Source organism: Streptomyces sp. NBC_00080 (assembly GCF_045041255.1).
GTDB classification, from domain to species: Bacteria; Actinomycetota; Actinomycetes; order Streptomycetales; family Streptomycetaceae; genus Streptomyces; species Streptomyces coriariae.
Genome location: NZ_CP108235.1, coordinates 3,391,445 through 3,417,100, shown reverse-complemented (window position 1 = coordinate 3,417,100; position 25,656 = coordinate 3,391,445). Strand labels below are relative to the sequence as shown.

Sequence of the window (25,656 nt, the reverse complement as noted above, 5' to 3'; positions counted from 1 at the left end):
GAGCTCACCATGGCTACAGGGAACCCCGAGGGCAAGAAGCAGCCACCGGACGAGCAGCGCCTGGGACCCGTCCTCCGTAGGCGGGACCAGGTGCAGTCGAGCACCACGGACCAGCGGCTGCTGGACGAACGGGCGCCCTCCGACTGGGTGCACACGGACCCCTGGCGGGTGCTGCGGATCCAGTCGGAGTTCATCGAGGGCTTCGGTACCCTCGCCGAACTCCCTCCCGCGATCAGCGTGTTCGGTTCCGCACGCACACCGGTGGGCTCCCCGGAGTACGAGGCGGGCGTACGGCTCGGCAGCGCCCTCGTCGACGCCGGCTGGGCCGTGATCACGGGCGGCGGCCCGGGCGCGATGGAGGCGGCCAACAAGGGGGCGTCCGATGCGGGCGGCATCTCGGTGGGCCTGGGCATCGAGCTCCCCTTCGAGCAGGGCCTCAACCCGCACGTCGACATCGGCCTGAACTTCCGCTACTTCTTCGTGCGGAAGATGATGTTCGTGAAGTACGCGCAGGGCTTCGTGGTCCTGCCCGGCGGCCTCGGCACCCTGGACGAACTCTTCGAGGCACTGACCCTCGTCCAGACCCAGAAGGTCACCCGCTTCCCGATCGTCCTCTTCGGCACGGAGTACTGGGGCGGCCTGATCGACTGGCTGCGCAACACCCTGATCGCCCAGGGCAAGGCCTCCGAGAAGGACCTCCTCCTCTTCCACGTCACGGACGACGTGGAGGAGGCGGTGGCCCTGGTGTCGAAGGAGGCGGGCCGCTGACGACTTAGCCTGTCCGGCGCTTGAGGACGAGGCCCTTTCGGCGGAAGGCGGGGGTCTGGGGGGCGACGGCCCCCAGGTTCGGGACGGGAAGGGGCGGCGGCGGGGGCGGGGAAACTACGCGAGCCCCCGCCGGGCCACCGCCGGCGCCCGGTGCCCGGCGATCGACGCCACCATGTCCAGCACCTGCCGGGTCTCCGCCACCTCGTGCACCCGGTACACCTGCGCCCCCAGCCACGCCGACACGGCGGTCGTCGCCAGGGTCCCCACCACCCGCTCCTTCACCGGCCGGTCCAGCGTCTCGCCCACGAAGTCCTTGTTGGACAGGGACACCAGCACCGGCCACCCCGTCTCCACCATCTCCCCGAGCCGCCGGGTCGCCTCCAGGCTGTGCCGGGTGTTCTTCCCGAAGTCGTGCCCCGGATCGATCATGATCGACTCCCTCGGCACGCCCAGGTCCGCCGCCCGCTCCGCCAGCCCCACGGTCACCCGCAGGACGTCGGCCATGACGTCGTCGTACGTCACCCGGTGCGGACGGGTCCGCGGCTCGGCGCCCCCCGCGTGCGTGCACACCAGCCCCGCCCCGTACCGCGCCGCGACCTCCGCCAGCCGCGGATCGACGCCGCCCCAGGCGTCGTTGAGCACATCGGCCCCCGCCTCGCAGACCGCCTCGCCGACCTCGGCCCGCCAGGTGTCCACGCTGATGACCACGTCCGGGAAGCGCCGCCGCACCTCGGCCACGAAGCCGACGGTCCGCCGGGCCTCTTCCTGTGCGGTGACCTCTTCACCGGGCCCGGCCTTGACGCCGCCGATGTCGATGATGGCCGCACCCTCCGCCACCGCCTGCTCCACGCGTGCGAGGGCCGGCTCGTCACGGAAGGTGGCCCCCTGGTCGTAGAAGGAGTCGGGGGTCCGGTTCACGATCGCCATGATCACCGGCTCGTGCGCGCCGAATTCACGCCTGCCCAGCCTGAGCATCCCCTGTGACCTCTCCTAGTACGTCCTGCACATCCACCGCCTGCGACCCTAACTGTCGGACCCGCATGGCACGATCGGACCCAAGCACATCCACTCCGAGCACACCGAGCGTGGGGACCCACCGATGGTTATGTTCTTGTTCCTGGTCATCGCGCTCGCCGTCGTGGTCGCCGCGGTGACACTCGCCGTGGTGGGCGGCGGCGAGGGCACCGGCCCGCTGCCGGAGGCCGCCCCCGAGCGGCTGCACGACCCGCTGCCCCCGGACCGCCCGGTCGACCGCTCCGACATCGACCACCTCCGCTTCCCGCTGGCCGTCCGCGGCTACCGCATGGCCGACGTGGACGACGCCCTCAACCGCGTCGCCGCCGAACTCGCCGAGCGTGACGCGCGCATCGCCGACCTGGAGTCCGCCCTGGCGGGCGCCAGGACCCCGGCCGGCGGCGGCCACGTCTCCATGGAGAAGCCGGCCCCGGAGGACCAGCAGTGAGCGACGGGAGTGCCCTCGCCGGCGCGGACGGCGCGCCGCGCTGCCCCTGGGCCCTGTCCACGCCGGACTACGTGACCTACCACGACGAGGAGTGGGGCCGCCCGGTCCACGGCGACGACGCGCTGTTCGAACGCCTCAGCCTGGAGGCCTTCCAGTCCGGCCTGTCCTGGATCACGATCCTGCGCCGACGCCCCGGCTTCCGCACCGCCTTCGCCGACTTCAAGATCGCCTCGGTCGCCGTCTTCACCGACGAGGACCGCACCCGCCTGCTCGCCGACCCGGGCATCATCCGCAACCGCGCCAAGGTCGACGCCACCCTCGCCAACGCGCGCGTGCTGGCCGACTGGGCGCCCGGCGACCTGGACGAGCTGATCTGGTCGCACGCTCCCGACCCGGCCGGGCGGCCGGTCCCGAAGACCCTGGCCGACGTGCCGGCGGTGACGGAGGAGTCGACGGCCCTGTCGAAGGCCCTCAAGAAGCGGGGCCTGCGCTTCGTGGGCCCGACGACGGCGTACGCGCTGATGCAGGCCTGCGGTCTGGTGGACGACCACCTGGAGACCTGCGTGGTGAGAACCGCCCCTTGAGGGGCACGGGGAACCGCGCGACCGGTCATGCCGGTCCCGCAGCCCCCGAAGCTCCCGAAGCCGCTCCTGCGACCGGGCTCAGCGGCCCAGATACTTCGGCTCCTCCTTGTTGACGAAGGCCCGCACGGCGATCGCGTGGTCCTCGGAGGCGCCGGCCCGCGTCTGCAGCTCGTCCTCCCGGTCCAGCGTCTCGGCGAGCGAGTGGGAGGACCCGTAGGCCACCGCCTCCTTGATCGCCGCGTACGCCACCGTCGGCCCCTCGGCCAGCATCCGCGCCAGTTGCTCGGCCGCCGTGCGCAGCGAGGCCGCCGGTACGACCCGGTTGGCGATGCCCAGCTCGTGCGCCTCCTGGGCCGTGATGCTGCGCGGGAAGAGCAGCAGGTCGGCGGCGCGGCCCGGACCGATCACCCGGGGCAGGGTCCACGAGACTCCGGAGTCGGCGGTGAGCGCGACCCCCGCGAACGAGGTGTTGAAGGATGCCGTGTCGGCCACGACGCGGTAGTCCGCGGCCAGCGCGAAACCGAAACCGGCTCCGGCGGCGACCCCGTTCACGGCGGCGACCACCGGCTTGGGCGCCTCCGTCAGGGCCCGCACGATCGGGTTGTAGTGCTCGGCGACCGTGCTCATGACCTGCTTCGAGCCCTCGGCCAGCAGCCCGATGTGCTCCTTCAGGTCCTGCCCCACACAGAACGCCCGCTCGCCGGCGGCGGTCAGCAGGACGGCCCGCACGGCGTCGTCGGCAGCCGCGGACTGGACCGCGTCCCGGAGGGCGACCTTGGTCGCGACGTTCAGCGCGTTCATCGCCTCGGGGCGGTTCAGCGTGATCGTCGCGAGCCCGTCGCTCACCTCGTAGAGCACGGTGTCGGCCATGGCGTTTCCCCTCCGTGTCGCGGCTCCGGCGTACTACTGGTCAGTACGTCCGGTGTACGAGGACAGCATGGCGGAGATCACCGTCCAGGGACCGGACCCGACATGTGACCTGCGTCAAAGAATTCGGGACGGTTTCCGGTGCGCGGAAGTCCGTGCGGCGGTGCAGTATCGCAGTCACATCGCCGAATTGAGTGGTTTTGCTCGCGCGCGTTGCCCAAGCGATGCCGACTGATGTTGGTCATCGGGTCCTGAGATGCGGGATAATGGCCTGGAAGCAATGTGTTCGATGCCGGTGTCGTGTGTCCCACGCTGGACCGCGGCTGCCCTCCACGGGGCCGTCGGCTTTGGCGATGAGCTGGTTTCAGGAAGGGGAACGAGCATGGCGGCCATGAAGCCGCGAACGGGTGACGGCCCGCTCGAGGTGACCAAGGAGGGGCGGGGCATCGTCATGCGCGTTCCGCTCGAAGGCGGCGGTCGACTCGTCGTCGAGCTGACCCCCGATGAGGCCGACGCGCTCGGCGACGCCCTCAAGAAGGTCGTCGGCTGACGCGCAAGCGACCCTACTCTTTCGACCGCTCCGGCATCCTTCAGGGTGCCGGAGCGGTTGTTTTCTCGGCTTTCCCACGGTCCGTCCTCCCACGATCCGCCGGGCCGCATGGCCCGAAAGGCCCAAGGGCCGACCACGGGTCTGCCGGCCACGATCCGCGCACCCTCGGACTCAGCGTTTGACCGCGCACAGCAGTCCGTCGCCCACCGGGAGCAGCGAAGGCACCAGCTCCTGGCTCTCGCGCACCGCCCGCAGCAGCTCCCGGATCCTTATGACCTCCGTGGGCTGGGGTCCGGAATCGACCGTGCGGCCGTTGGCGAAGACACCCTCGAAGACGACGAGTCCTCCCGGCCGCAGCAGGCGCAACGATTCAGCGAGGTACTCCAACAGTTCCAGGCGGTCGCCGTCGCAGAAGACGAGGTCGTAGCCCGCGTCCGCGAGGCGGGGCAGGACGTCGAGCGCGCGGCCGGGGATGAACCGGGCCCGGTTGCTGGCGAAGCCGCAGGCGCGAAAGGCCTGGCGGGCGAACTGCTGGTGCTCCGGCTCGGGGTCGACGGTCGTCAGGACGCCGTCCGGGCGCATCCCGTGCAGCAGGTGGATCCCGGAGACGCCGGTGCCGGTGCCGATCTCCGCGACCGCCTTCGCGTCCACGGTGGCGGCGAGCATCCGCAGCGCGGCGCCCGTGCTCGGCGACACCGAGCGCAGCCCTGCCTCGCGGGCCCGGTCACGGGCCCAGTGCAGCGCTTCGTCCTCGGCGGCATAGGCGTCGGCGAACGCCCAGCTTGCCTGCCGGTTGCCGCTAATGACCCTCTCCTGTCCCCGTGGTTGCCTGGGCGTGACTGTATCCGTTGCCGCCGGGAACCCGCAGATGGGACCGCGCGTTTGAAGGGGTGGGAACGACAGCGGGGGGACACAGTTGGATCACGACGAGGGACCGGGTGTCGAGCAAGTGCTGACGCAGCCGTATGAGCCGTATCAGCACAGATCAATTTCTCGTAAAACCGCTTATCCGGAGCTAACGGGCGAGGTGGCTATGGTAGGGGCTCCACTGGACATCACCACCAGAGCCGACAGGGGAGGTGCGGCCGCGCCCGTGGATCGGGGAGGAGTGCTGCGGCGCTTTCTCGGTTCGGCAGGCAGGCCGAAATCCGTGAACGACACCGCTGCTGACCACAGCCAGGCCGCAGGCACCGCCGCCGGCCCCGCCCAGACCGCGACCTTCTCCACCGACGCGGACGGGCAGGCGTGGACTCCGCCCACGTGGGAGGAGATCGTCAGCATGCACAGCGGCCGGGTCTACCGTCTCGCCTACCGTCTGACCGGTAACCAGCACGACGCCGAGGACCTCACCCAGGAGGTCTTCGTCCGCGTCTTCCGCTCCCTCTCCACGTACACCCCGGGCACCTTCGAGGGCTGGCTGCACCGCATCACCACCAACCTCTTCCTGGACATGGTCCGTCGCAAGCAGCGCATCCGCTTCGACGCGCTGGGCGACGACGCGGCCGAGCGGCTGCCCAGCAAGGAGCCCACCCCTCAGCAGCTCTTCAACGACGCCCACTTCGACGCGGACGTCCAGCAGGCCCTCGACACCCTCGCGCCGGAGTTCCGCGCCGCGGTCGTCCTCTGTGACATCGAAGGCCTGTCCTACGAGGAGATCGCCGCGACCCTGGGCGTCAAGCTGGGCACGGTCCGCTCGCGCATCCACCGCGGCCGTTCGCAGCTGCGCAAGGCCCTCGCGCACCGCTCGCCCGAAGCGCGTGCCGAGCGCCGCTCCTTCGTACCCCGCGTGCCCGCTCTGGGAGGAGGAAGGGGAGCGACCGCGTGAGTGGATCCCGACACAACTCCGCCGAGAGGCTCCTCGCCGAGCAGCACCTCGGAGACCGGCTCTCCGCCCTGGTGGACGGCGAACTCGGTCACGACACCCGCGAGCGGGTGCTGGCACATCTGGCGACCTGCCCGAAATGCAAGTCGGAGGTCGACGCACAGCGTCGGCTGAAGAACGTCTTCGCGGAAGTCGCCCCGCCGACCCCCTCCGAAAGCTTCCTGGCCCGCCTCCAGGGGCTCCCCGGGGGAGGCGACCCGGACGGCGGCGGCCCGCCGCTGGGCGCGGGCGGGTTCGGCGACGGAGTCTTCGGAGTCAGCGGAACAAGACGGGACGAGCCGTTCGAGTTCGGCTACGTACCCGCCCATGGCCACGGCTCCTTCCTGTCACCGGCCTCGGACCGGGGCTTCCGTATCCACCCCGTCGGCCGTGGCGACCGCCATGACGCCGAGCGTTCGCGCGGCATGCGGTTCGCGTTCGTCGCCGCCGGCGCGGTGTCGCTGGCCGCGATCGCGCTGGGCGGCATGACGACCGTCGCGCCGATCGACACCACCGCGGACGGTCGCGGGGGCGCGGGCTCCGGGAGCAATGTGACACCGGCCCGCACCCCGGGCACGGGCTCGGCGACGTCGCCCGAGAACCAGCGCCGCCGTTCCGTCGGCCCGCTGCTCTCCCAGGGCGGCCAGCTCGGCGACACCCCGGTCGCCCCGACCGAGGTCTCCGCACCGCTGCTGCCCGGCGTGCCCGCCCCGGCCGCCGGTCCGGTCGAGCAGGCCCTGCACCGGCTCACCTCGCCCATGGTGGCCGGCGCCGCGGTGATGTCCCCGCTGATACGCCCGCTCGGCACCACCCCGCCGATCACCCTGACCTCCCTGACCACCGCTCCGGAGGTCACCGGGCTCGGTCTGCTCGCCGCACCCGTCCCCGCCACCACCACCTCGCCTTCCTCGCAGAACACCCGCTGACCCGGGCCCTGCGCCGCTCCGCCACGAACCTGGTTGAATCCAGGGAGGATCCGGGGAGGACCGCGCCCTGCCAGGCAGCCGGGCGCGAAGGCGGGTGGGGGAGAGCATGGACGACGGGAAGCCCACGAGGGCGAAGTGGTGGAGCCGGCCTCGACCGCAAGGGTCCCCGGGGCGACAGAGTCCCGCGGACCCGGTCGACGCCACGACGGCGGAGTCGGCCCCCGAGGAGACCGTCGGCCCCGGGCCGTCGACCAGGACCGATGACGAAGGCGACTTCGAACTGGCCCGACCCGAACGGCCGGCACCCCCCACCGACGACGGCGACTACGAACTGAGCCGCCCCGCAACAGAAACCGCCCCTCCGCCGACACCCCCAGCCCCGTCGCCTGCTGCGCCTGCTGCGCCTGCTGCGCCTGCGGCGCCTGCGGCTCCGGCTGCCTCGGAAGCCCTGGCTGTTCCGGTTCCTCCGGTGGCCCTGGCTGTCCCGGACGCCTCCGCTGCCTCGGAGGCCCGGGCTGCTGAGGCTGCTCCGGAGGCCCTGGCCGGCCCGGGTGCCCCGGCGGAGCGGGTCGGCCCGGAGGTTCCGGCCGGTCGGGCCGACGCCGTCACCTCCGTCGAGGTGCCTGTCACCGAGCCGCCGTCGGTCACTGACGAGCGGCCCAAGCCCCTGCACGACCCCGACCCCTACAGCACCCCGCCGTACGGCGAACCGGGCCCCTGGGCGCCCGCGCCGCCGGTACAACACCCGACGGCGACCTCCACGCCCGCTCCGGCCGCACAGGGCGCCGCGCCGGCCACACCCGCGCCCGCGCCCACCGCGGTGCCGATGACGGTGGAACCCACGGGCCCCGGAACGACGGCCACTGCGCCTACCGTGCCCATCGCGTCTGCCGAGCCCGCCGGGCCTGTCACGCCTGCCGCACCTGCCATGTCAGCCGCCCCTGCCACATCTGCCGTGCCGCCCGCACCCGTCCCACCCGCCGTAGCTGCCCCACCTGCCGCACCCGCCGCTTCGCCCGGCGCGCCTGCCGTCGGTTCCGTCGGGGGGCAGGTCTCTGGCGGGGATCCCGGTGTCGCGCTTCCTGCCGACCCCTGGCAGCGCTACGACCCCTGGTCCGCCGACCCCCTCGCCGGGGCTGCGGCTTCCGGAGGTCCGGGGCGCGGCGCGCTCGTCGGCGGGCCGCTTCAGTACCAGGGTGCGGGCGGGCTCGTCCGGCACCCCGGGGCGGGCTTCCTCACCGACTCCCGGCAGCGCGGGCGGCTGCGGGGGCGGCTGGTCGGTGGAGCGTTGGCGATCGCGCTGGTCGCCGGTGTGCTCGGCGGAGCCGTGGGCGTCTACCTGGAGCGCAACGGCGGGCTCGACCCGGTGGAGCTGCCGCAGGCCGCCGCGGCGCCCACCGGGCGGTCCGCGGACAGCGTGGCCGGGATCGCCGCGCGCGCCCTGCCCGGCGTCGTGACGCTGCACGTCAGCGGAAGCGAGGAGTCCGGCACCGGTACCGGCTTCGTGCTCGACTCGCTCGGCCACATCCTCACCAACAACCACGTCGTCGAGCCCGCCGGAGGCGACGGCCGGATAACCGTCGTGTTCAACGGGGGCCAGACCGCCGAGGCCGAGGTCGTCGGCCGGGACAGCGGTTACGACCTCGCCGTGGTGAGGGTGACCGGGGTGAAAGGGCTGAAGCCCCTGTATCTCGGCAACTCCGACAACGTCCGGGTCGGTGACCCGGTCGTCGCCATCGGCGCCCCCTTCGATCTCGAAGGCACCGTCACCTCCGGCATCATCAGCGCCAAGGAACGGCCCATCACCGCCGGCGGCGGGAGCGGCGACGGGAGCGACGTGTCGTACGTCGACGCCCTCCAGACCGACGCACCGATCAACCCGGGGAACTCCGGCGGCCCCCTCCTCGACGCGCAGGGTCATGTCATCGGCATCAACTCCGCCATCCGTTCCGCCGACGACGGCACCGGCTCCGGCACCGCCCGGGCCGGCTCGATCGGCCTGGGTTTCGCCATCCCGGTCAACCAGGGCAAGCGCGTCGCCGAGGAGCTGATCAACACCGGCAGGGCGACCCACCCGGTCATCGGCGTCACGCTCGACATGGACTACGCGGGCGACGGCGCCCGGGTCGGTACGGCGGACAGCACCGCGGGCGACCCGGTCACCGCGGGCGGGCCCGCCGACCGGGCCGGCGTCCGCGCGGGGGACGTCATCACGGAGATCGACGGCCGGCGCGTCCACTCCGGCGAGGAGCTGATCGTCAAGACCCGCGCCCACCGTCCCGGCGACCGGCTGGCGCTGACGATCGAACGGGACGGCGGGGAACGCACCCTCACCCTGGTCCTCGGCTCGTCCGGCGGCGGCTGACGCGGCCCGCCCCCTTTTCCGGCGCTTTCCCGGGGATTGACAGAAACGTCACAGGTCGGGCCCCGAAACCCGGCCCCACAAGGCAAACAACGCGGAAAACCGGCCGCGTACAGGTACTCGGACGCCCCCGGACGGTACCGGTCGGACAGGTGTGACAGGTACCGTGGACCCGGCCCGGACCACGGAAGACCCGACTTGACCACCGAGGGCCGAGAGCCGAGGGCCGCGGACATCGCAAGGAGCTTCAGGTGTTCAATGACATAGGACCGCTCGAGCTGGTGACGATCGTCGTCCTGGCCGTGCTCGTCTTCGGTCCGGACAAGCTCCCGAAGGTCATCCAGGACGTGATGCGTACCGTCCGGAAGATCCGTGAGTTCTCGGAGAGCGCCAAGGCGGACATCCGCAGCGAACTGGGTCCTGAGTTCAAGGACTTCGAGTTCGAGGACCTCAACCCCAAGACGTTCATCCGCAAGCAGCTGGACAACGACGAGCTGGGGCTCAAGGAGATCCGCAACGGCTTCGACCTGAAGAAGGAGATGGCAGAGGTCACGGACGCGGTCCACAGCCGCGACACGGACGCCGCCGTCTCGGGTTCGGCCGCCTCGGCGATTTCGTCGGGTTCGGCGGCGTCTTCGGGGGACGGTCGTATCGACATGACCAAGAAGCCCGAGGAGCCCGCCAAGGACGACCGTCCGCCCTACGACGCGGACGCCACCTGAGTGACTCGCGCTCCCCGATGTGAGGGGGCGCACGCCGTACGCGCCGGGCGGCTTCCCGGCGGCGCGGAGCGGGGTGGCTATGCTGCCTGGTTGTTGTGCGGAGCGGACGAGTACGCCCGAAGGGGGGCGGGCCGGTCGTTCCGTCGAGAACGAGGAGGCGTCCGGGCACATGGAGACGACGAGTCGGGCAGTCGAGCAGACGCCGGCCGCGGAGGGCGGACAGCAGGTCCCCTCCGCGCGGCGTACGGTCGACGGCTACTTGGAGGCACCCTTCCCCTGGTACGGCCTCGACGAGGCCTTCACGGGGCCGCGTTGGCTGATGCAGGTGGGTGCGGCGGCCGACGGGGCCGTCGAGCACGGTTCCATCGGTCACGGTGACGAACCCTCCGTACGGCACGAGACGGCCGGTGAGGACCGCGGGAAGTTCGCGGTCGTGGTGACCGTCGCCGCGAACCCCGTACGGCGCAGCCCGGACGGCACGGGCCTGCTGGAGGCCACCTCGGTGTCCTCGGCGGCCTGGCTGGCGGGGGTGGGCCTGCTGACCTTCACCTGGCCGGGCCAGATGGACCACAGCCTGCGCGACGACTGGCTGGACCAGCAGACCGAGACGGCGTGGGTCCTCGCCGACGATCTCGCGGGGCCGGACTGGTCGACGCTGTCCCTGCCGGTCGACGGCGTGCCGACGTCCTTCCACTACCGCGAGTCGGAGTTCGGCTGGGTGCTGGCCGGCTCGACCTCGCAAGGGGTGCACGTGGGGGCGTACGGGAGGGGCATGAGCGCGTACGGCCTCGGTTTCGCCATGATCAAGGACATCGAGACCTACACCTGATCAGCCGTACGAGAGCGGGGGCGCCGGCCGTGCTGGACGGCGCCCCCGCTCTCGTGGGAAGGCGATGTACGGGACTCGCGGCCGGGCCGGAGCGCCGGGCTAGAACTTGTTCCTGGGCGTGATGCCGAGCGACAGTCCCGAGAGACCGCGCTGCCGGCCGCCGAGCTTGCCCGCGATGGCCCGCAGGGCGGAGCCGGCCGGGGACTCGGGGTCGGTCAGGACGACCGGCTTGCCCTCGTCGCCGCCCTCGCGCAGCCGGACGTCGATCGGGATGGAGCCGAGCACCGGGACGTTCGCGCCGGTCGTGCGGGTGAGGCCCTCGGCCACCGACTGTCCGCCGCCGGTGCCGAAGACGTCGACCATCTCCCCGCAGTGCGGGCAGGGCAGGCCGGACATGTTCTCGACCACGCCGACGATCTTCTGGTGGGTCTGCACGGCGATGGAGCCCGCCCGCTCGGCCACCTCGGCCGCCGCCTGCTGCGGGGTCGTCACGACCAGGATCTCGGCGTTCGGAACCAGCTGCGCCACGGAGATCGCGATGTCGCCGGTGCCCGGCGGGAGGTCGAGCAGCAGCACGTCCAGGTCGCCCCAGTACACGTCGGCCAGGAACTGCTGGAGCGCGCGGTGCAGCATCGGGCCGCGCCAGACGACCGGGGCGTTCCCCGGGGTGAACATGCCGATGGAGATGACCTTCACGCCGTGCGCGGACGGCGGCATGATCATGTTCTCGACCTGGGTGGGACGGCCGTCCGCGCCCAGCATGCGCGGCACGCTGTGGCCGTAGATGTCGGCGTCGACGACACCCACCTTCAGACCGTCGGCCGCCATCGCCGCCGCCAGGTTCACCGTCACCGAGGACTTGCCGACGCCGCCCTTGCCGGACGCGACCGCGTACACCCGGGTCAGCGAGCCGGGCTTGGCGAACGGGACCTCGCGCTCGGTCTGGCCGCCGCGCAGGGCGTTCGCCAGCTCCTTGCGCTGCTCGTCGCTCATGACGTCGAGAGTGACGTCGACGCGGGTGACGCCGTCGACCCGGGAGACCGCGTCGGTCACCCGCTGCGTGATCGTCTCGCGCATCGGGCAGCCGGAGACCGTCAGGTACACGGTGACCGCGACCGTCCCGTCCACGCCGATCTCTACCGACTTCACCATCCCCAGTTCGGTGATGGGCCGGTTGATCTCGGGGTCGTTCACCGTCGCCAGTGCCTCGCGCACCGCGTCTTCGCTAGCCATAAGGACGATGGTACGGCGCTGGACGGGGGCGCAGGTAAGCCCGTCACCGGTCTTCTACGTCACGTCCCCGCGACCGTTCTGCCGGGAATACGGCATGTTCGCGATGGCCGTCCCACCGTTCCTCCAGTTCCTTGACCACGTCCTGGAGCTCCGAGCGGATCCAGTCCCGGGTGGCGACCTCGCCGAGACCGATCCGCAGGGCGGCGATCTCCCGGGTCAGATACTCGGTGTCGGCGATGGACCGCTCGTTCTGCTTGCGGTCCTGCTCCAGGTTGACCCGGTCACGGTCGTCCTGCCGGTTCTGCGCCAGCAGGATCAGCGGGGCCGCGTAGGAGGCCTGGAGCGACAGCATCAGGGTCAGGAAGATGAAGGGGTAGTTGTCGAAGCGCAGGTCGCGCGGGGCGAAGATGTTCCACAGGACCCAGACGATGATGACGATCGTCATCCAGACGATGAACCGTCCGGTGCCCAGGAACCGCGCGATGCGCTCCGACAGCCGCCCGAAGGCCTCCGGGTCCCACTCGGGCAGGATCCGGTGCCGGGGCGGCCGCGGTTGGTCCAGCCGGGCCCGGGGACGGCTGGTCGCCGTGGCGCCGACCGGGGTGCGCTCAACGCGCCCGCTCTCGCGCTCAGGAGCCATGCGGGCCCACCTCCTCGGTCGTGTCCTCGTCGAGGTGGAACTCCGTCTCCCGCCAGTCCTCCGGCAGCATGTGGTCCAGGACGTCGTCCACGGTCACCGCGCCCAGCAGCGAGCCCGCCTCGTCGACCACGGGCGCCGAGACCATGTCGTACGTCGCGAAGAACCCGGCGACGACGGGCAGCGCCGCGTCCGGCGCCAGGGCCTGGAGATCGTCGTCGAGCATCGAGCTGACCAGCGTGTACGGGGGGTCGCGCAGCAGCCGTTGGAAGTGCACCGTGCCGAGGTACTTGCCGGTCGGGGTCTCGTCGGGCGGGCGGCAGACGTAGACCTGCGCGGCGAGGGCGGGGGAGAGGTCGCGGTTGCGCACCCGCGCGAGGGCGTCGGCGACGGTGGCGTCGGGGCGCAGGATGATCGGCTCGGTGGTCATCAGCCCGCCCGCGGTGTGCTCCTCGTACGACATCAGGCGCCGCATGTCGGCCGCGTCGTCGGGCTGCATCAGGCTCAGCAGCCGCTCCTGGTCCTGCTCCGGGAGTTCGGAGAGCAGGTCGGCCGCGTCGTCGGGGTCCATGGCCTCCAGGACGTCCGCCGCGCGCTCCTCCTTCAGCTTGCCGAGGATCTCGATCTGGTCGTCCTCCGGGAGTTCCTCGAGGACGTCGGCGAGACGGTCGTCGTCGAGCGCGGCGGCGACCTCCGCGCGCCGCTTCGGCGACAGATGGTGCAGGACGTTGGCGAGGTCGGCGGGGCGCAGCTGCTCGAAGGTGGCGAGGAGGCTCTCCGCGCCCTGTCCGTGCTCCTCCAGCGAGAACCCGGTGACCGCCGACCACTCCACGGTCAGCGTCTCGCCCTTCGCCCGCCGGAAGGCGCTCGCCTTCTTCCCCTTGCGCACGAAGACCCGGTCGAGCTCCCAGTCCCGGCGGGCCGGCAGCTGCTGCACCGACACGTCGAGGACGGTGACCTCCTCGCCGGTCTCGCCGAGCGTGACGCGCCGGTCGAGCAGTTCCCCGAAGACGAGGCGCTCGGTGGGCCGCTGTTCGAAGCGGCGGACGTTGAGCACGCCGGTGGTGATGACCTGGCCGGACTCGATGCCGGTCACCCGGGTCATGGGCAGGAAGATGCGGCGCCGGGTGGACAGTTCGACGACCAGTCCGAGCACCCTCGGCGGCCTCCGCCGCACCCGCAGCACGACGACCAGATCGCGTACCCGCCCCACCTGGTCGCCGCTCGGGTCGAAGACCGGAACGCCGGAGAGGTGCGAGACGAAGATCCGCGGGGCGCCCGCCGCCATGCCGCACCTCCTTCTTCTGTTGCCGGTGATGTTCTTTTCCCAATTGCCCGCTCGTGCGGGCTTCAGGCTAGCCCGTCCCGATCGGATCCGCCCTGGTGGGCGGTCCGGACGGACTGGCTCCGCTCGCGCACCGCGACCCCGGTACGCTGCCGTACGCCGCTCAGCACACCCCCGCAGAAAGGCGGCCTTCTCTGTGACTGCGATTCCCCAGGGCCGAACTCGCCGCGCCTCGCTGGTGAGCGCGATGTGCGCACTGGTCGTGGGCATGGGACTGACGGGATGCGGCGAGGATCCGGACGCGGGCACGAACGGGGTGGGCAAGCTGTCCGCCGCGCAGATCCAGGCGAAGACGAAGGCCGCGGCCGGCGCCGTGGACGAGGTGCGGCTCTCCGGGAGCGTGGTCACCAGCGGGCACACGTACAAGCTGGACATGAGCCTGAAGGCGGACGGCGGCACCGGTTCGGTCACTGCCGAGGGTGCCACCTTCCACCTGCTGCGGGTCGGCGAGCAGCTGTACCTGAAGGCCGACGCGGCGTTCTGGAACAAGGAGGACGGCAAGTCCGGCGAGGACGGTTCGGACACGGCGGCCGCCGACAAGCTCGACGGCAAGTACGTGAAGGTGCCGACGGGAGACCCCTCGTACAAGAAGTTCAGCGGCTTCACGGACAAGGACCTCCTCCTCGACGGTCTGCTGACGCTGCACGGCTCGCTGGCCACCGACGGCCACCACGAGCAGTCCGGCGTCCGGACGATCCGCATCACGGGCGACGGCGGTTCCGGCGGCAAGCTGGACGTGTCGCTGGAGGGCAAGCCCTACCCGCTGCGCCTGGAACGCGCCGGCGGAGCAGGAACGCTGAGCTTCTCCTCCTGGGGCAAGGACTTCGCGCTGAAGGAACCGGCGAAGGACGAGACGGTGGACTACGGGAAGCAGCTCCCGACCTCGTGAGCCGCCGCGCGCGGCACCGGCCCCCCGACCGCTCGCGGTGCCGGCTACGCGCGTTTGCGCCTGCGCAGCAGCAGCTTCGGCAGCCCCGCCGGCGCCGGCTCTCGCGTGGTGGCGGGCGAGGGCACGGGCCGTGCCGCCAGATCCCCTTCGGGCAGGGGCAGCGTGGTCCCCGTCGGCTCCAGGCGGAGCACCCGGCACTCGCGCGCCCAGCGCTCGGTCATCGCCTCGCCGTCGGGCGCGTTCAGCCGCTTGCCCTTGAGCTCGGCGACGGCCGCCTGCCACGCCTCGGAGCCCGGCGCGAGGGTGACGACCTCCGCCGTCCAGCAGACCAGCCGGCCGCCCTTGTCCTTGCTGCGGACGGTGACCTCGGCCGCACCGCCCTCGGTCAGCCCGGCCAGCGGCTGCTCCCCGGGCCCGTCGCCGACCAGGCAGACGGCGCCCTCGTGCCACACGTGCCACAGCGCACGCGCGGCCGGTTCACCGGCGCCCTGGACCCAGACGAGGCCGGACTTCTTGGTGGCCTCCTCGACGAGGGCCTGGTCGAGCAGTAGCTCTCTTGTCATGGCTCAACCCTAGCCAGCCGGTACCGGGGCCCTCACAGCCAGCCGTTGCGCTTCAACGTGCGGTGGATGCCGACACAGAGCGCCACCATGGCCGACATGACCACGGGATAGCCGAACTTCCAGTGCAGTTCCGGCATGTAGTCGAAGTTCATCCCGTACACCCCGCACACCATCGTCGGTACGGCGATGATGGCGGCCCAGGACGTGATCTTGCGCATGTCCTCGTTCTGCGCGACGGAGGCCTGCGCGAGGTTGGCCTGGAGGATCGAGTTGAGCAGCTCGTCGAAGCCGATGACCTGCTCCTGGACCCGGGCGAGGTGGTCGGCGACGTCCCGGAAGTACTTCTGGATGTCGGGGTCGACCAGCCGCATCGGCCGCTCGCTCAGCAGCTGCATCGGCCGCAGCAGCGGCGACACCGCGCGCTTGAACTCCAGTACCTCACGCTTGAGTTGGTAGATCCGGCCGGCGTCCGTGCCGCGCGGGGTGCCCTTGCGTCCCGGCGAGAACACCTCCGTCTCGACCTCGTCGATGTCGTCCTGGACGGCGTCCGCGACCGCGATGTAGCCGTCGACGACGTGGTCGGCGATGGCGTGCAGCACCGCCGAGGGGCCCTTGGCGAGCAGCTCGGGGTCGTCCTGGAGGCGGTGGCGCAGCGCGCGCAGCGAGCCCTGGCCGCCGTGCCGGACGGTGATGAAGAAGTCCTTGCCGGTGAAGCACATGACCTCACCGGTCTCGACGACCTCGCTGTTGGCCGTGAGCCGGTCGTGCTCGATGTAGTGGATGGTCTTGAAGACCGTGAAGAGCGAGTCGTCGTAGCGCTCCAGCTTGGGCCGCTGGTGCGCCTGCACGGCGTCCTCCACGGCCAGCGGGTGCAGCCCGAACTCGCTTGCGATACCGGCGAATTCGGCCTCGGTCGGCTCGTGCAGGCCGATCCACACGAAGCCTCCGTCGCGCCGCACCCGGCGCATGGCCTCCTGCGGGGTCGGGGGCTGCGCGTAGGTGACGCGCGCGCCGTCGCGGTAGACCGCGCAGTCGACGACGGCCGACGGCGTCGCGGGGTCGCGGGTGGTGTCGTAGGCGCCGGTGTCCGTACGCCCGCCCCCCTTGCGCAGGGAGGGACGGGCCGGGCGGACAACGGCACGGAGGTCGCGGATCATCGACATGGCAGGCTCCTTCGCGACTAGCAAAGAAAGACCGCCACGACGGGTGGAACTGCCCGGAATGAGGACGTCCTGAGAGCGGAGGTTTGGCACGTCCACAAAGCGGGGAGCACCGCTCCGTCGCGGTGGCGAGCTTCGCTACTGAATCAGACCGGAGAGATCTGGCGGATCAGACAGATCGAGCAGATCAGGTGAAAAAGGAAACGAAGTGCTCTTCCGCATGAAGATGAGCGCGAGAGGTGGCGACCAGCCGGGGGCCAAGAAGCCGGAGCAGCTGCGTCAGCGGCAGGAAGAGCGAGTGGTACTGCACGGGTGACTTCGATCCATGACAGCCCCACCTCCTCCAGCCGGTCCCTCGTAAGGGAGTCTCGTCTGGGTCGGGGCAAGATCGCGACGCTTCTGCGTGCTGCCCCGAACCACCGGCTCAGAATAGCAGTCGACTGAAGTGTCAAGGCGCTGCTTTGCCCAGCACCGACGAGTTCTATGCTCGCCGCATGGTTGATGTTCTTCCTCTGGTCGAGGCTCGTTTGCGCAGCGCGCTGGGCGAACCGGACGCCCGCGCCGCGGTCACCTTCCTCGGTACGGACCGCCTCGAGGTGCTGCGTTTCCACGAGGGCGACGTCGTCCGCTACGCCACGCTCGGCATGTCCGCGCAGCCGATGAGCGACCCGACGGCGATGCTCGCCGACCCGGTCGAGGGGCCGCGTGCCGAGCTGGTGCTGTCCGTCCGGCCCGGCGCGTCCGACACCGACAAGGTGCTCCGCCCGCTGGCCGTGCTCGCCGCGTCCCCGCAGGTCGAGGGTGTGGTCGTGGCTCCCGGCAGCTCCCTCGACGTGGGTGAACCCCTGTGGCCGGGCGCCCCGTTCACCTCGGTCCTGGTCGCCGAGCCGGGCGGTCTGGTCGAGGATCTCGACCTCGACGAGCCCCTCGATCCGGTCCGCTTCCTGCCCCTGCTCCCCATGACACCCAACGAGGCCGCCTGGAAGCGCGTGCACGGCGCCCAGGCCCTCCAGGAGCGCTGGCTGACGAACGGGACGGACCTGCGGGATCCGTCCCGCAGGTCCGTCCCGCTCGATTGAGGTTCGGGTGACCGATGTCACCAACCCTCGGGCTTCGATCGTCAGTTGATGCCCGGTCGGCTCAGTCGGCGAAGACCGAGACCCCGTCCTGCGTCGCGTGCCGCGCTTCCAGTTCCTCGGCTTCGCCGGTGAGCGCCTTGCGTCGGACGACGACCACGACCGCGCCGAGCAGCGCGGTGACCGCCGCGACGGCGAACGGGACATGGATGTCGGTCCACTCCTCGATCTTCGGCGCGAAGTAGGGAGCGGCCGCGGCGGCGAACCACCGCACGAAGTTGTAGCCGGCGCTCGCCACCGGACGCGGGGCGTCCGAGACGCCGAGCGCCAACTCGGTGTAGACGGTGTTGTTCACGCCGATGAACGCGCCCGACAGGATCGTGCAGACGATCGCCGTGGTGTGGTCGCCGTACCCGAGGACGAACACGTCGACGGCCAGCAGCACCAGCGAGCCGCCGAGCACCCTCAGCGAGCCGAACCGCTCCTGGAGCCGCGGCGCCACGAGAACCGAGAAGACGGCGAGCAGTACGCCCCAGGCGAAGAACACCGCCCCCGACTTGTAGGGGGTCATGTCCAGCACGAACGGGGTGAAGGCCAGCACGGTGAAGAACGTGTAGTTGTAGAAGAACGCCGAGGCCGCGGCGGAGGCGAGACCGCCGTGCCCGAGCGCCTTGATCGGGTCCAGGACGGAGATCTTCCGGGCCGGCTTCGGCTGGTCCTTCAGGAACACCGTGATGCACAGGAAGCCGATCGCCATCAGGAACGCGGTGCCGAAGAACGGGTAGCGCCAGCTGGCGTCGCCGAGCAGCGCGCCGAGCAGCGGTCCGCACGCCATGCCGAGGCCGAGGGCGGACTCGTACAGCAGGATGGCGGCCGCGCTGCCGCCGGCCGCCGCGCCGACGATCACCGCGAGGGCGGTCGACACGAACAGCGCGTTGCCGAGCCCCCAGCCCGCCCGGAAGCCGACGAGTTCGCCGACCGAGCCCGAGGTGCCCGCGAGGCCCGCGAAGACGACGACGAGGGCGAGGCCGACCAGCAGAGTCCTGCGGCCGCCGATCCGGCTGGAGACGAAGCCGGTGACCAGCATCGCGAACGCGGTGATCAGGAAGTACGAGGTGAAGAGCAGGGAGACCTGGCCGGCCGTGGCGTCCAGCCCCTGGGCGATGGACGGCAGGATCGGGTCGACGAGGCCGATGCCCATGAAGGCGACGACGGACGCGCCGGCCGTCGCCCACACCGCCTTCGGCTGTCGCAGGATGCTTCCGGCTCCGGCATCGAATGGGTCCATGGTTCCGCTCACCCCTCGGAAGGTAGTTGGTATATACACACGATAAGTTAGATCACCTAATTAATGCAAGTTGCATCTATATCGGGGCGGGGAGTGGCTGACAAGGCGGCCGAGGGGTGGCCGGGGCGGTCGCCGGGAGGTCACTTCCGTCCGGACGGGTGATCGTCCTTGACGTGGGCGTGCTCGGGTAGGACCGTGGGGCTCTATGAGGGGCGAACCCAGTTGCCCGAAGTGTGGTGGCCGGGTCAGGGCTCCCGGACTCTTCGCCGATTCCTGGCAGTGCGATGTGCACGGGACGGTGCATCCGCTTCAGCCCGTGATCCCGCCCAGCGTCGAGGCTCTCAGCGTCGTCGTGCATCGCACGCAGGTGCCGGTGTGGATGCCGTGGCCGCTGCCGGTCGGCTGGCTCTTCACGGGCGTGACGTACGCGGGGGACGACCGCAGTGGAGGCCGTGCCACCGCGGTGGCCTGCTCCGGTCCCGGCCCCCTCGGCGGTATGGGTGAGCTGATCCTGGTCGCCGAGGAGCTGGGGGTCGGGCTGGGCGCGCGTTATGCCGGCGTCGACGGGCCGGACCCGGGTCCGTACATGAGCGTCGAGAAACCCCCGCAGGCCAAGGTCCTGGCCGCCGGCCGGCCCACCCCGCTCTGGCATGTCTCCGCCACCCCGGACGACCGGGCCGTCTTCGCGGGGGAGGCGCGCGGGCTGTGGCTGTGGGCGGTGGTGTGGCCCGAGCAGTCCGGGCTGCTGATGTACGACGAGCTGGTGCTCACGGATCTGCGGGACGCCGGGGCCGAGCTGGAACTGGTGCCGTGCGGGGCGCTGTCGCCGCGCCTGCTGAAGCCTTAGCGTTCCCCCGCGTCCGGCTGGCGGGGGTGCGTTGCGCTTCCGGTCCTGGTTGACTGCCGCGCCGTCGTGGCTGGTCGCGCGGTATCCCGCGCCCCTAGGGGGTGGCCGGTGCCGTACGTGTGTTGTGGGTCGGGGGTTCTGTGGGGTGCGTGTAGGGGGTGCTTGGTGGTTTTGGGTGTGACAGGGGTGCTGTGATTACCGGCTATGCTGGAGCGTCCCCTTCCGTCCCGTCACCGCCTGGAGCCTGCGTCGTGCGCATCGATCTGCACTGCCACTCCACGGCCTCCGACGGTACGGACACCCCGGCCGAGCTGGTCCGCAACGCGGGTGCCGCCGGTCTGGACGTCGTCGCGCTGACCGATCACGACACCACCCGGGGACATGCCGAGGCCGTCGCCGCGCTGCCGCGGGGGCTCACGCTGGTGACCGGAGCCGAGCTGTCCTGCCGTGTCGACGGCATCAGCATGCACATGCTGGCGTATCTGTTCGACCCCGAGGAGCCCGCCTTGCTCGCCGAGCGTGAGCTGGTGCGCGACGACCGGGTGCCGCGGGCGCGGGCGATGGTCGCCAGGCTCAACGAGCTGGGCGTCCCCGTCACCTGGGAGCAGGTCGCGCGGATCGCGGGCGAGGGGTCCGTCGGGCGGCCGCATGTCGCCACCGCCCTGGTGGAGCTCGGCGTGGTGCCGACCGTGAACGACGCCTTCACCGAGGACTGGCTGTCCGACGGCGGCCGGGCCCACGTCGAGAAGCACGAGACCGACCCCTTCGAGGCGATCCGGTTGGTCAAGGGCGCGGGCGGGGTCACCGTCTTCGCGCACCCGGGCGCGAGCAAGCGCGGTCGTACGGTGCCGGAGTCCGTGGTCGCCGAACTGGCTGCCGCCGGCCTGGACGGTATCGAGGTCGACCACATGGACCACGACGCGGACACGCGCGCGCGGCTGCGCGGGCTCGCCGCCGATCTGGGGCTGCTGGTCACCGGCTCGTCGGACTACCACGGCAGCCGCAAGACCTGTGTGCTCGGCGAGTACACGACCGACCCCGAGGTGTACGGGGAGATCACCCGGCGCGCCACCGGCGCGTTCCCGGTGCCGGGCACCGGCGGAGCCTGAGGCTCACCTCCACGCGTCCCGGCCCACCCCCTTTCCCGCAAGGCTTCCGTACTGATGTTCGACGTCGCCGTCTTCGGCTCCCTCTTCCTCACCCTTTTTGTCATCATGGATCCCCCCGGGATCACTCCGATCTTCCTCGCGCTGACCGCCGGACGCCCCGGCAAGGTGCAGAAGCGGATGGCCTTCCAGGCGGTCTGCGTGGCCGGCGGAGTCATCACCCTCTTCGGGCTCCTCGGGCACCAGATCCTCGACTATCTGCACGTCTCCGTCCCCGCGCTGATGATCGCGGGCGGGCTGCTGCTCCTGCTGATCGCGCTCGACCTGCTCACCGGCAAGACCGACGAGCCGAAGCAGACCAAGGACGTCAACGTCGCGCTCGTCCCGCTCGGCATGCCGCTGCTGGCCGGGCCCGGTGCGATCGTGTCCGTCATCCTCGCCGTGCAGAAGGCCGACAGTGCGGCGACGCAGGTGTCGGTCTGGGTGGCCATCCTCGCCATCCATGTCGTGCTGTGGCTGGTGATGCGCTACTCGCTGCTGATCATCCGGGTCATCAAGGACGGCGGCGTGGTCCTGGTGACGCGGCTCGCGGGCATGATGCTCTCCGCGATCGCCGTGCAGCAGATCATCAACGGGATCACTCAGGTGATCCGGGCCGGCTGACCGGGCCCCGGTACGCGCAGAGACCCCCCATGGCATCGCCGTGGGGGGCCTCTGAAACCTGTTGGGGGACCCGCGTTACGAGGCCGAGGTGTCGGCCGGACGGATCCACAGCCGCTGCCCGATGGCGGCGGCCTGCTGAACGATCCGATTGACGGAGGCGGCGTCTACGACGGTGCTGTCCACGGGTGTGCCGTCGACGTCGTCGAGTCGCATGATTTCGAAGCGCATGGGCTTCTCCCTTCGTCTGGTCATCCTCCTGAGGAGAACTACTTGGTTACACAGGGAGTCAACGGGATGCGTGTTACAAACATTCCCTACGCTAAAGAAATTTTTCGAACGACTAATTACTGACGAGTAAGTGGGTTTGCGGAGACTGAACGGGACCGGTTGTGTTCGCAGCGTGACCACCGGAACAATGGAGGCGATGAACGACGACCTCCCGGCCCTCGCCGACCGTATCGACCGCACGAACGCGCTGCTGACACGCATGCTCGCCGAGGTGGCCAAGACACCCTCGACCCACGCGATCTTCGTCGACGCGGGGTATCTGTACGCGGCAGCGGGGCGCCTGGTGGCCGGGACCGAGGACCGCAGGGCCTTCGATCTCGACGCCGAGGGTCTGATCGAGGCGCTCATCGACCGCGCCCGCTCGATCTTCGCCGACAGCCGGCTGCTGCGCGTCTACTGGTACGACGGCGCCCGGCGCCGCATCCACACCTCCGAGCAGCAGTCCATCGCCGAACTGCCGGACGTGAAGGTGCGGTTGGGCAACCTGAACGCCAACAACCAGCAGAAGGGCGTCGATTCGCTGATCCGGACCGACCTGGAGTCCCTGGCCCGGCACCGGGCCATCAGCGACGCGGCCCTGCTGGGCGGCGACGAGGACCTGGTCTCGGCGGTGGAGGCCGCGCAGGGGTACGGCGCCCGGGTGCACCTCTGGGGCATCGAGGCGCCGGAAGGCCGCAACCAGGCCGATCCGCTGCTCTGGGAGGTCGACAGCCAGCGCACCCTCGACCTCGACTTCTTCAAGCCGTATGTCTCACGGCGCGCCGCCCAGGCCTACGAGGGCCCCGGCGCGAACAGGCCCACCCGTGAGGCCGTCCGCTTCGTCGGCGCGCAGGTGGCGGCGAAGTGGCTGGCGGCGCGGGGCAGGGAGTCGCTGGCCGAGTTGCTGCCGGGCCACCCCTACCTCCCCGGCTCCGTCGACCAGGATCTTCTCGTGGAGGCGGAAGGCATCCTCCAGTACTCCCTGCGCGGCCAGGCCGACCTGAGACGCGCCCTGCGGGACGGCTTCTGGGAGCACGTGCAGACGCAGTACTAGGGGCTGTCCTGGCCATGGTGGCCGTATCCCTGGTCGGCGCGCCCTCGAACAGCAGGCCCGCAGCCTGCCCGCAGCCGCGCGAAGTCCGCAAACCCGGGCCCGGTGGCGCCCGCAGGAACGCGCGCACCACCGACGGACGCGTCACAAGTGCGCGTTCTACTCGTTCGGATCCCAGTCTGCGAGCTGCTCCATCGGCTCGGTGTCGCCGGTGGTCTCCAGGCCGTCGAGCGGGACGCGCTCGTAGAAGTAGAGGACCAGTTCGCTCGCTGCGCCTCGCATCGCCATGTCGCCCGGCTCCGCGTCGGCGGCGAGGTCGCCGCAGCGGACGCCGTCGGCGTTGAGGGTCAGGCGCCAGGAGCGGCCCTCGGTCGTGTGCAGGTCGATGGTTGCCGGCTTGAACGGCCAGGGGACGGTCGTCGCCGAGACGGTCGTCAGGAACTCGTCGACGCCCTCGACCGCGACGTCCGTCGGCAGCGGCCGTGCGGCGCCCTGGGTGAGCTGGGCGTCGTAGGTGTGGACGGCGAGCTCCTGGATCTGGTGCCGGGCCACGGCTCCGCTGGTCTCCGGGGCCTGCGAGCGGCCCCACCAGGTCCAGCAGCCGCGGTCCGGGCCGGCCGCGCGCATCGCGTCGAGCATGAGCTCGGTCGACTCGGCGAGCCAGGCGTCCAGGGCTTCGCGGTCGCGGGGCGCGGTCGGGGCGCCCTTCGGGTCTGTCTTCGCCGGGGGCTCGGCGCCCGGGCCCGCCGCGACGATGGCCGCCTGGCGGCGGCGGCCGTCACCGAGGTGCTGCGCCAGTTCGCGCAGCGTCCAGTCCGGGCAGGTCGGGACCTGGACGTCAAGATCGGGGGCGGAAGCTATCGCAGCGCGGAACGCGGCCGAGCGGTCTTCGATCAGCCGCAGGACCTCGGGGAACTCCAAGATGTTTTGCACGGCGGTTGTGTACCACGGGGCTCCGGCCGCCGGGTAGCGAATTACTCGGACGAACGCGTCGACGGCCGGGCGGAGCGCCGGCGCCGGAGCCGTCCTGAAAGTCCGCGCACCGCTCGCCAACGGCGACTTCGACCACGGCGTCGGCGTCGGTCGGCGGATGGAACGTGGGAGCGGCTGCTCCAGCGGGTGCAGGCCGAGGCGGACGCGGCCGGGGACATCGACCGGGACGTGCCCGTGGACTCCACCTCCGTGCGCGCTCACCAGCACGCGGCCGGTGCCCGCCAGCGTCAGCGCCGGCAAGGGCTACGGCAACCGTCGCACCCGCGCCCACCTGCGTGGACGCGGGATCCGGCACGTCATCCCGGAGAAAGATGACCAAGCGGCCGGCCGTCTGCGGCACGGGACACCGGTGGCCGGCCAGCCGGCTTCGACCAGGAGCGGTACGCCAAGCGCAACACCGTCGAGCGGGCGATCAACAAGCTGAAACAGTTCCGCGCGGTCGCGACCGGATACGACAAACGCGCCTACGTCCACCTCGGCACCGTCACCGCCGCGGCACTCGTCATCTGGCTCCGCTCATGATCGCCAGGACAGTCCCTCGGGCGTGTCCGACAATTCCCGCCGGACGCGCCCTAGGGCTTGACCGGCCCGACGGGCCCCCGGCACCCGGGGTGACGGTCCCAGAAGTCGGCGAGCGCGTGGGCCGTCGGCAGCGGCTGGTCCTGGTTCGGCGAGTGCTCGGCGCCCGGGACGACCGTCCGGTGCGCCCGCAGCTCCACGGCCATGTCGTCGAGGAGGGGCACCGGCCAGGTGTCGTCCCGCGCACCCGACAGGACATGGAACGGCAGGGGAACGGCGGCGAGTTCACCGACCCGGTTCGGCTCCACGCACAACTGGCGCCCGGTCACCAGGAGTTGGGCAGGCTTGTGATTCATCCAGCGTCGGCGCAACAGCTCGGGGTCGCCGGGGCCGCGGGCCGGACCGCCGACCTCCTCCGGCGGACCCATCGCCAGGATCGCCTCCCACACCTCCGGCATCGTCATCACCGCGAGCGCGTCGTGCAGCAGCTTCACGCGCTGCTTCTGGGACTCCGAGATCTCGGCCGGGCCCGAGGCGACGAGCGTGAACGACAGGAAGGGGGAGTGGTCGAGAAGCACGGCGGCACGGGCGATCTGACCGCCGAGGGAATGCCCCATCAGGTGCACAGGGGTGTCGAGAGCCGCCGCCTGCGCCAGCACGTCCCGAGCCAACTCTTCGCGCGCGTAAGCGGATTCGTCGACAGCCGGTCCGTCGGACTCGTTCTGACCGCGTCCGTCCACGGCGACGGTCCGGTAGCCGCGGGCCGCTAGCGGCTCGTGCATCCGGTGGAAATCTTCCTTGCTGCCGGTGAAGCCGGGCATCAGCAGCGCGACACCCCGCTGCTCGACACCGGCGGGCACGGGCGCGTCGACGACGGCGAACTCGCCGCGCTCGGTCCGCAGCGGATACGAGAGCGCGCCCGGGGGCGGCGGGAAGGGGCTGCTGGTGCTGGGCCTGGTCACGCCCCGAGGCTACCGGGAGGGCCCACCGCACGCCGTCCCTGGTACCTCTCCCGGAACGCTCTTCCGAACGCTCCCTCGGGAACGCCGACGGCCCGGCCCCTCGCCGAGGAGGGACCGGGCCGTCGG

General features: G+C 71.2%; 27 protein-coding genes and 1 pseudogene. 16 read left to right on the top strand and 12 right to left on the bottom strand.

Annotation, left to right across the window (positions count from 1 at the left end):
- The first annotated feature begins 9 nt into the window (after nt 1-9).
- Nucleotides 10-768: a TIGR00730 family Rossman fold protein gene (locus OHU34_RS14980; RefSeq protein ID WP_142266056.1), complete on the top strand. Its 759-nt coding sequence runs from the start codon at nt 10-12 to the stop codon at nt 766-768.
- Nucleotides 769-882: 114 nt separating this feature from the next.
- Here OHU34_RS14980 and folP read toward each other — a convergent pair whose 3' ends face one another.
- Complete coding sequence (folP, locus tag OHU34_RS14975) at nt 883-1,743, bottom strand: dihydropteroate synthase (RefSeq protein ID WP_405766736.1); 861 nt, start codon at nt 1,741-1,743, stop codon at nt 883-885.
- A 124-nt stretch (nt 1,744-1,867) separates the two neighbouring features.
- On the opposite strand from folP, the gene OHU34_RS14970 reads away from it, so the two are divergent.
- On the top strand, nt 1,868-2,230 hold the full coding sequence (locus OHU34_RS14970) for a DivIVA domain-containing protein (protein WP_057603274.1): 363 nt from the start codon (nt 1,868-1,870) through the stop codon (nt 2,228-2,230).
- Nucleotides 2,227-2,814 carry a DNA-3-methyladenine glycosylase I gene (locus tag OHU34_RS14965; RefSeq protein WP_142266058.1) on the top strand — a complete coding sequence of 196 codons (588 nt, stop codon included), beginning with the start codon at nt 2,227-2,229 and terminating at the stop codon, nt 2,812-2,814. The genes OHU34_RS14970 and OHU34_RS14965 overlap by 4 nt, the downstream gene beginning before the upstream one ends.
- A 78-nt stretch (nt 2,815-2,892) precedes the next feature.
- Here OHU34_RS14965 and OHU34_RS14960 read toward each other — a convergent pair whose 3' ends face one another.
- Nucleotides 2,893-3,684, bottom strand: a complete 792-nt coding sequence (locus OHU34_RS14960; protein ID WP_142266059.1) for an enoyl-CoA hydratase/isomerase family protein — start codon at nt 3,682-3,684, stop codon at nt 2,893-2,895.
- Between the two features lie 379 nt (nt 3,685-4,063).
- Here OHU34_RS14960 and OHU34_RS14955 point away from each other — a divergent pair, with 379 nt between their 5' ends.
- Nucleotides 4,064-4,231, top strand: a complete 168-nt coding sequence (locus tag OHU34_RS14955) for a DUF3117 domain-containing protein (RefSeq protein ID WP_003966491.1) — start codon at nt 4,064-4,066, stop codon at nt 4,229-4,231.
- Between the two features lie 171 nt (nt 4,232-4,402).
- Here OHU34_RS14955 and OHU34_RS14950 read toward each other — a convergent pair whose 3' ends face one another.
- Entirely contained in the window at nt 4,403-5,101 is a 699-nt protein-coding gene (locus OHU34_RS14950) for an O-methyltransferase (protein WP_142266060.1), read from the bottom strand.
- A gap of 238 nt (nt 5,102-5,339) precedes the next feature.
- On the opposite strand from OHU34_RS14950, the gene sigE reads away from it, so the two are divergent.
- The 5 genes from sigE to OHU34_RS14925 all read left to right on the top strand — a co-directional run bounded on the left by sigE (nt 5,340) and on the right by OHU34_RS14925 (nt 10,931).
- On the top strand, nt 5,340-6,056 hold the full coding sequence (gene sigE / locus OHU34_RS14945; protein WP_078615598.1) for an RNA polymerase sigma factor SigE: 717 nt from the start codon (nt 5,340-5,342) through the stop codon (nt 6,054-6,056).
- The gene (locus OHU34_RS14940; protein ID WP_142266061.1) at nt 6,053-7,018 is read left to right on the top strand and encodes an anti-sigma factor; all 966 of its coding nucleotides are present in this window, start codon (nt 6,053-6,055) and stop codon (nt 7,016-7,018) included. Before sigE ends, OHU34_RS14940 begins: the two co-directional genes overlap by 4 nt.
- A 469-nt stretch (nt 7,019-7,487) precedes the next feature.
- Nucleotides 7,488-9,383, top strand: coding sequence for a trypsin-like peptidase domain-containing protein (locus OHU34_RS14935; RefSeq protein WP_405766733.1), 1,896 nt, complete (start codon nt 7,488-7,490; stop codon nt 9,381-9,383).
- A gap of 248 nt (nt 9,384-9,631) precedes the next feature.
- Nucleotides 9,632-10,102 carry a sec-independent translocase gene (locus OHU34_RS14930; RefSeq protein ID WP_020127918.1) on the top strand — a complete coding sequence of 157 codons (471 nt, stop codon included), beginning with the start codon at nt 9,632-9,634 and terminating at the stop codon, nt 10,100-10,102.
- Between the two features lie 169 nt (nt 10,103-10,271).
- A complete protein-coding gene (locus tag OHU34_RS14925; protein ID WP_142266063.1) occupies nt 10,272-10,931 on the top strand; it encodes a hypothetical protein in 660 nt (219 codons plus the stop codon).
- A 99-nt stretch (nt 10,932-11,030) separates the two neighbouring features.
- On the opposite strand, the gene OHU34_RS14920 is transcribed toward OHU34_RS14925, so the two are convergent.
- The 3 genes from OHU34_RS14920 to OHU34_RS14910 are packed head-to-tail and all read right to left on the bottom strand — an operon-like array spanning nt 11,031 to nt 14,089.
- Nucleotides 11,031-12,164, bottom strand: coding sequence for an Mrp/NBP35 family ATP-binding protein (locus OHU34_RS14920; protein WP_054242707.1), 1,134 nt, complete (start codon nt 12,162-12,164; stop codon nt 11,031-11,033).
- A 43-nt stretch (nt 12,165-12,207) separates the two neighbouring features.
- Nucleotides 12,208-12,804, bottom strand: a complete 597-nt coding sequence (locus tag OHU34_RS14915) for a DUF1003 domain-containing protein (protein WP_142266064.1) — start codon at nt 12,802-12,804, stop codon at nt 12,208-12,210.
- Nucleotides 12,794-14,089 (bottom strand): magnesium transporter MgtE N-terminal domain-containing protein, encoded by a 1,296-nt coding sequence (locus tag OHU34_RS14910; RefSeq protein WP_142266065.1) that lies wholly within the window; start codon nt 14,087-14,089, stop codon nt 12,794-12,796. Before OHU34_RS14910 ends, OHU34_RS14915 begins: the two co-directional genes overlap by 11 nt.
- Before the next feature lie 193 nt (nt 14,090-14,282).
- On the opposite strand from OHU34_RS14910, the gene OHU34_RS14905 reads away from it, so the two are divergent.
- The gene (locus OHU34_RS14905; protein ID WP_142266066.1) at nt 14,283-15,035 is read left to right on the top strand and encodes a hypothetical protein; all 753 of its coding nucleotides are present in this window, start codon (nt 14,283-14,285) and stop codon (nt 15,033-15,035) included.
- A gap of 44 nt (nt 15,036-15,079) precedes the next feature.
- Here OHU34_RS14905 and OHU34_RS14900 read toward each other — a convergent pair whose 3' ends face one another.
- Nucleotides 15,080-15,598 (bottom strand): hypothetical protein, encoded by a 519-nt coding sequence (locus OHU34_RS14900; RefSeq protein ID WP_142266067.1) that lies wholly within the window; start codon nt 15,596-15,598, stop codon nt 15,080-15,082.
- Nucleotides 15,599-15,630: 32 nt separating this feature from the next.
- Complete coding sequence (locus OHU34_RS14895) at nt 15,631-16,761, bottom strand: magnesium and cobalt transport protein CorA (RefSeq protein ID WP_020127911.1); 1,131 nt, start codon at nt 16,759-16,761, stop codon at nt 15,631-15,633.
- 491 nt (nt 16,762-17,252) lie between these two features.
- Here OHU34_RS14895 and OHU34_RS14890 point away from each other — a divergent pair, with 491 nt between their 5' ends.
- Nucleotides 17,253-17,837, top strand: a complete 585-nt coding sequence (locus OHU34_RS14890) for a suppressor of fused domain protein (protein ID WP_142266068.1) — start codon at nt 17,253-17,255, stop codon at nt 17,835-17,837.
- Between the two features lie 61 nt (nt 17,838-17,898).
- Here OHU34_RS14890 and OHU34_RS14885 read toward each other — a convergent pair whose 3' ends face one another.
- A complete protein-coding gene (locus tag OHU34_RS14885) occupies nt 17,899-19,122 on the bottom strand; it encodes an MFS transporter (RefSeq protein ID WP_142266069.1) in 1,224 nt (407 codons plus the stop codon).
- Nucleotides 19,123-19,327: 205 nt separating this feature from the next.
- Here OHU34_RS14885 and OHU34_RS14880 point away from each other — a divergent pair, with 205 nt between their 5' ends.
- From OHU34_RS14880 to OHU34_RS14870, 3 genes are all read left to right on the top strand, one after another.
- Entirely contained in the window at nt 19,328-19,969 is a 642-nt protein-coding gene (locus tag OHU34_RS14880) for a DUF6758 family protein (RefSeq protein WP_028806532.1), read from the top strand.
- Nucleotides 19,970-20,220: 251 nt separating this feature from the next.
- A complete protein-coding gene (locus tag OHU34_RS14875) occupies nt 20,221-21,078 on the top strand; it encodes a PHP domain-containing protein (protein ID WP_142266070.1) in 858 nt (285 codons plus the stop codon).
- A gap of 54 nt (nt 21,079-21,132) precedes the next feature.
- Nucleotides 21,133-21,738 (top strand): MarC family protein, encoded by a 606-nt coding sequence (locus OHU34_RS14870; RefSeq protein ID WP_405766728.1) that lies wholly within the window; start codon nt 21,133-21,135, stop codon nt 21,736-21,738.
- 75 nt (nt 21,739-21,813) lie between these two features.
- On the opposite strand, the gene OHU34_RS14865 is transcribed toward OHU34_RS14870, so the two are convergent.
- A complete protein-coding gene (locus tag OHU34_RS14865) occupies nt 21,814-21,966 on the bottom strand; it encodes a hypothetical protein (RefSeq protein WP_007384531.1) in 153 nt (50 codons plus the stop codon).
- Between the two features lie 196 nt (nt 21,967-22,162).
- Here OHU34_RS14865 and OHU34_RS14860 point away from each other — a divergent pair, with 196 nt between their 5' ends.
- Nucleotides 22,163-23,059: an NYN domain-containing protein gene (locus OHU34_RS14860; protein ID WP_200839947.1), complete on the top strand. Its 897-nt coding sequence runs from the start codon at nt 22,163-22,165 to the stop codon at nt 23,057-23,059.
- Between the two features lie 156 nt (nt 23,060-23,215).
- On the opposite strand, the gene OHU34_RS14855 is transcribed toward OHU34_RS14860, so the two are convergent.
- Complete coding sequence (locus OHU34_RS14855; RefSeq protein WP_405766726.1) at nt 23,216-23,989, bottom strand: maleylpyruvate isomerase family mycothiol-dependent enzyme; 774 nt, start codon at nt 23,987-23,989, stop codon at nt 23,216-23,218.
- Between the two features lie 159 nt (nt 23,990-24,148).
- On the opposite strand from OHU34_RS14855, the pseudogene OHU34_RS14850 reads away from it, so the two are divergent.
- Nucleotides 24,149-24,571, top strand: a pseudogene (locus tag OHU34_RS14850) (transposase); the annotation flags it as partial.
- A 50-nt stretch (nt 24,572-24,621) separates the two neighbouring features.
- On the opposite strand, the gene OHU34_RS14845 reads toward OHU34_RS14850, so the two are convergent.
- Nucleotides 24,622-25,530, bottom strand: coding sequence for an alpha/beta fold hydrolase (locus OHU34_RS14845; protein WP_142266074.1), 909 nt, complete (start codon nt 25,528-25,530; stop codon nt 24,622-24,624).
- Between the last annotated feature and the right edge of the window lie 126 nt (nt 25,531-25,656).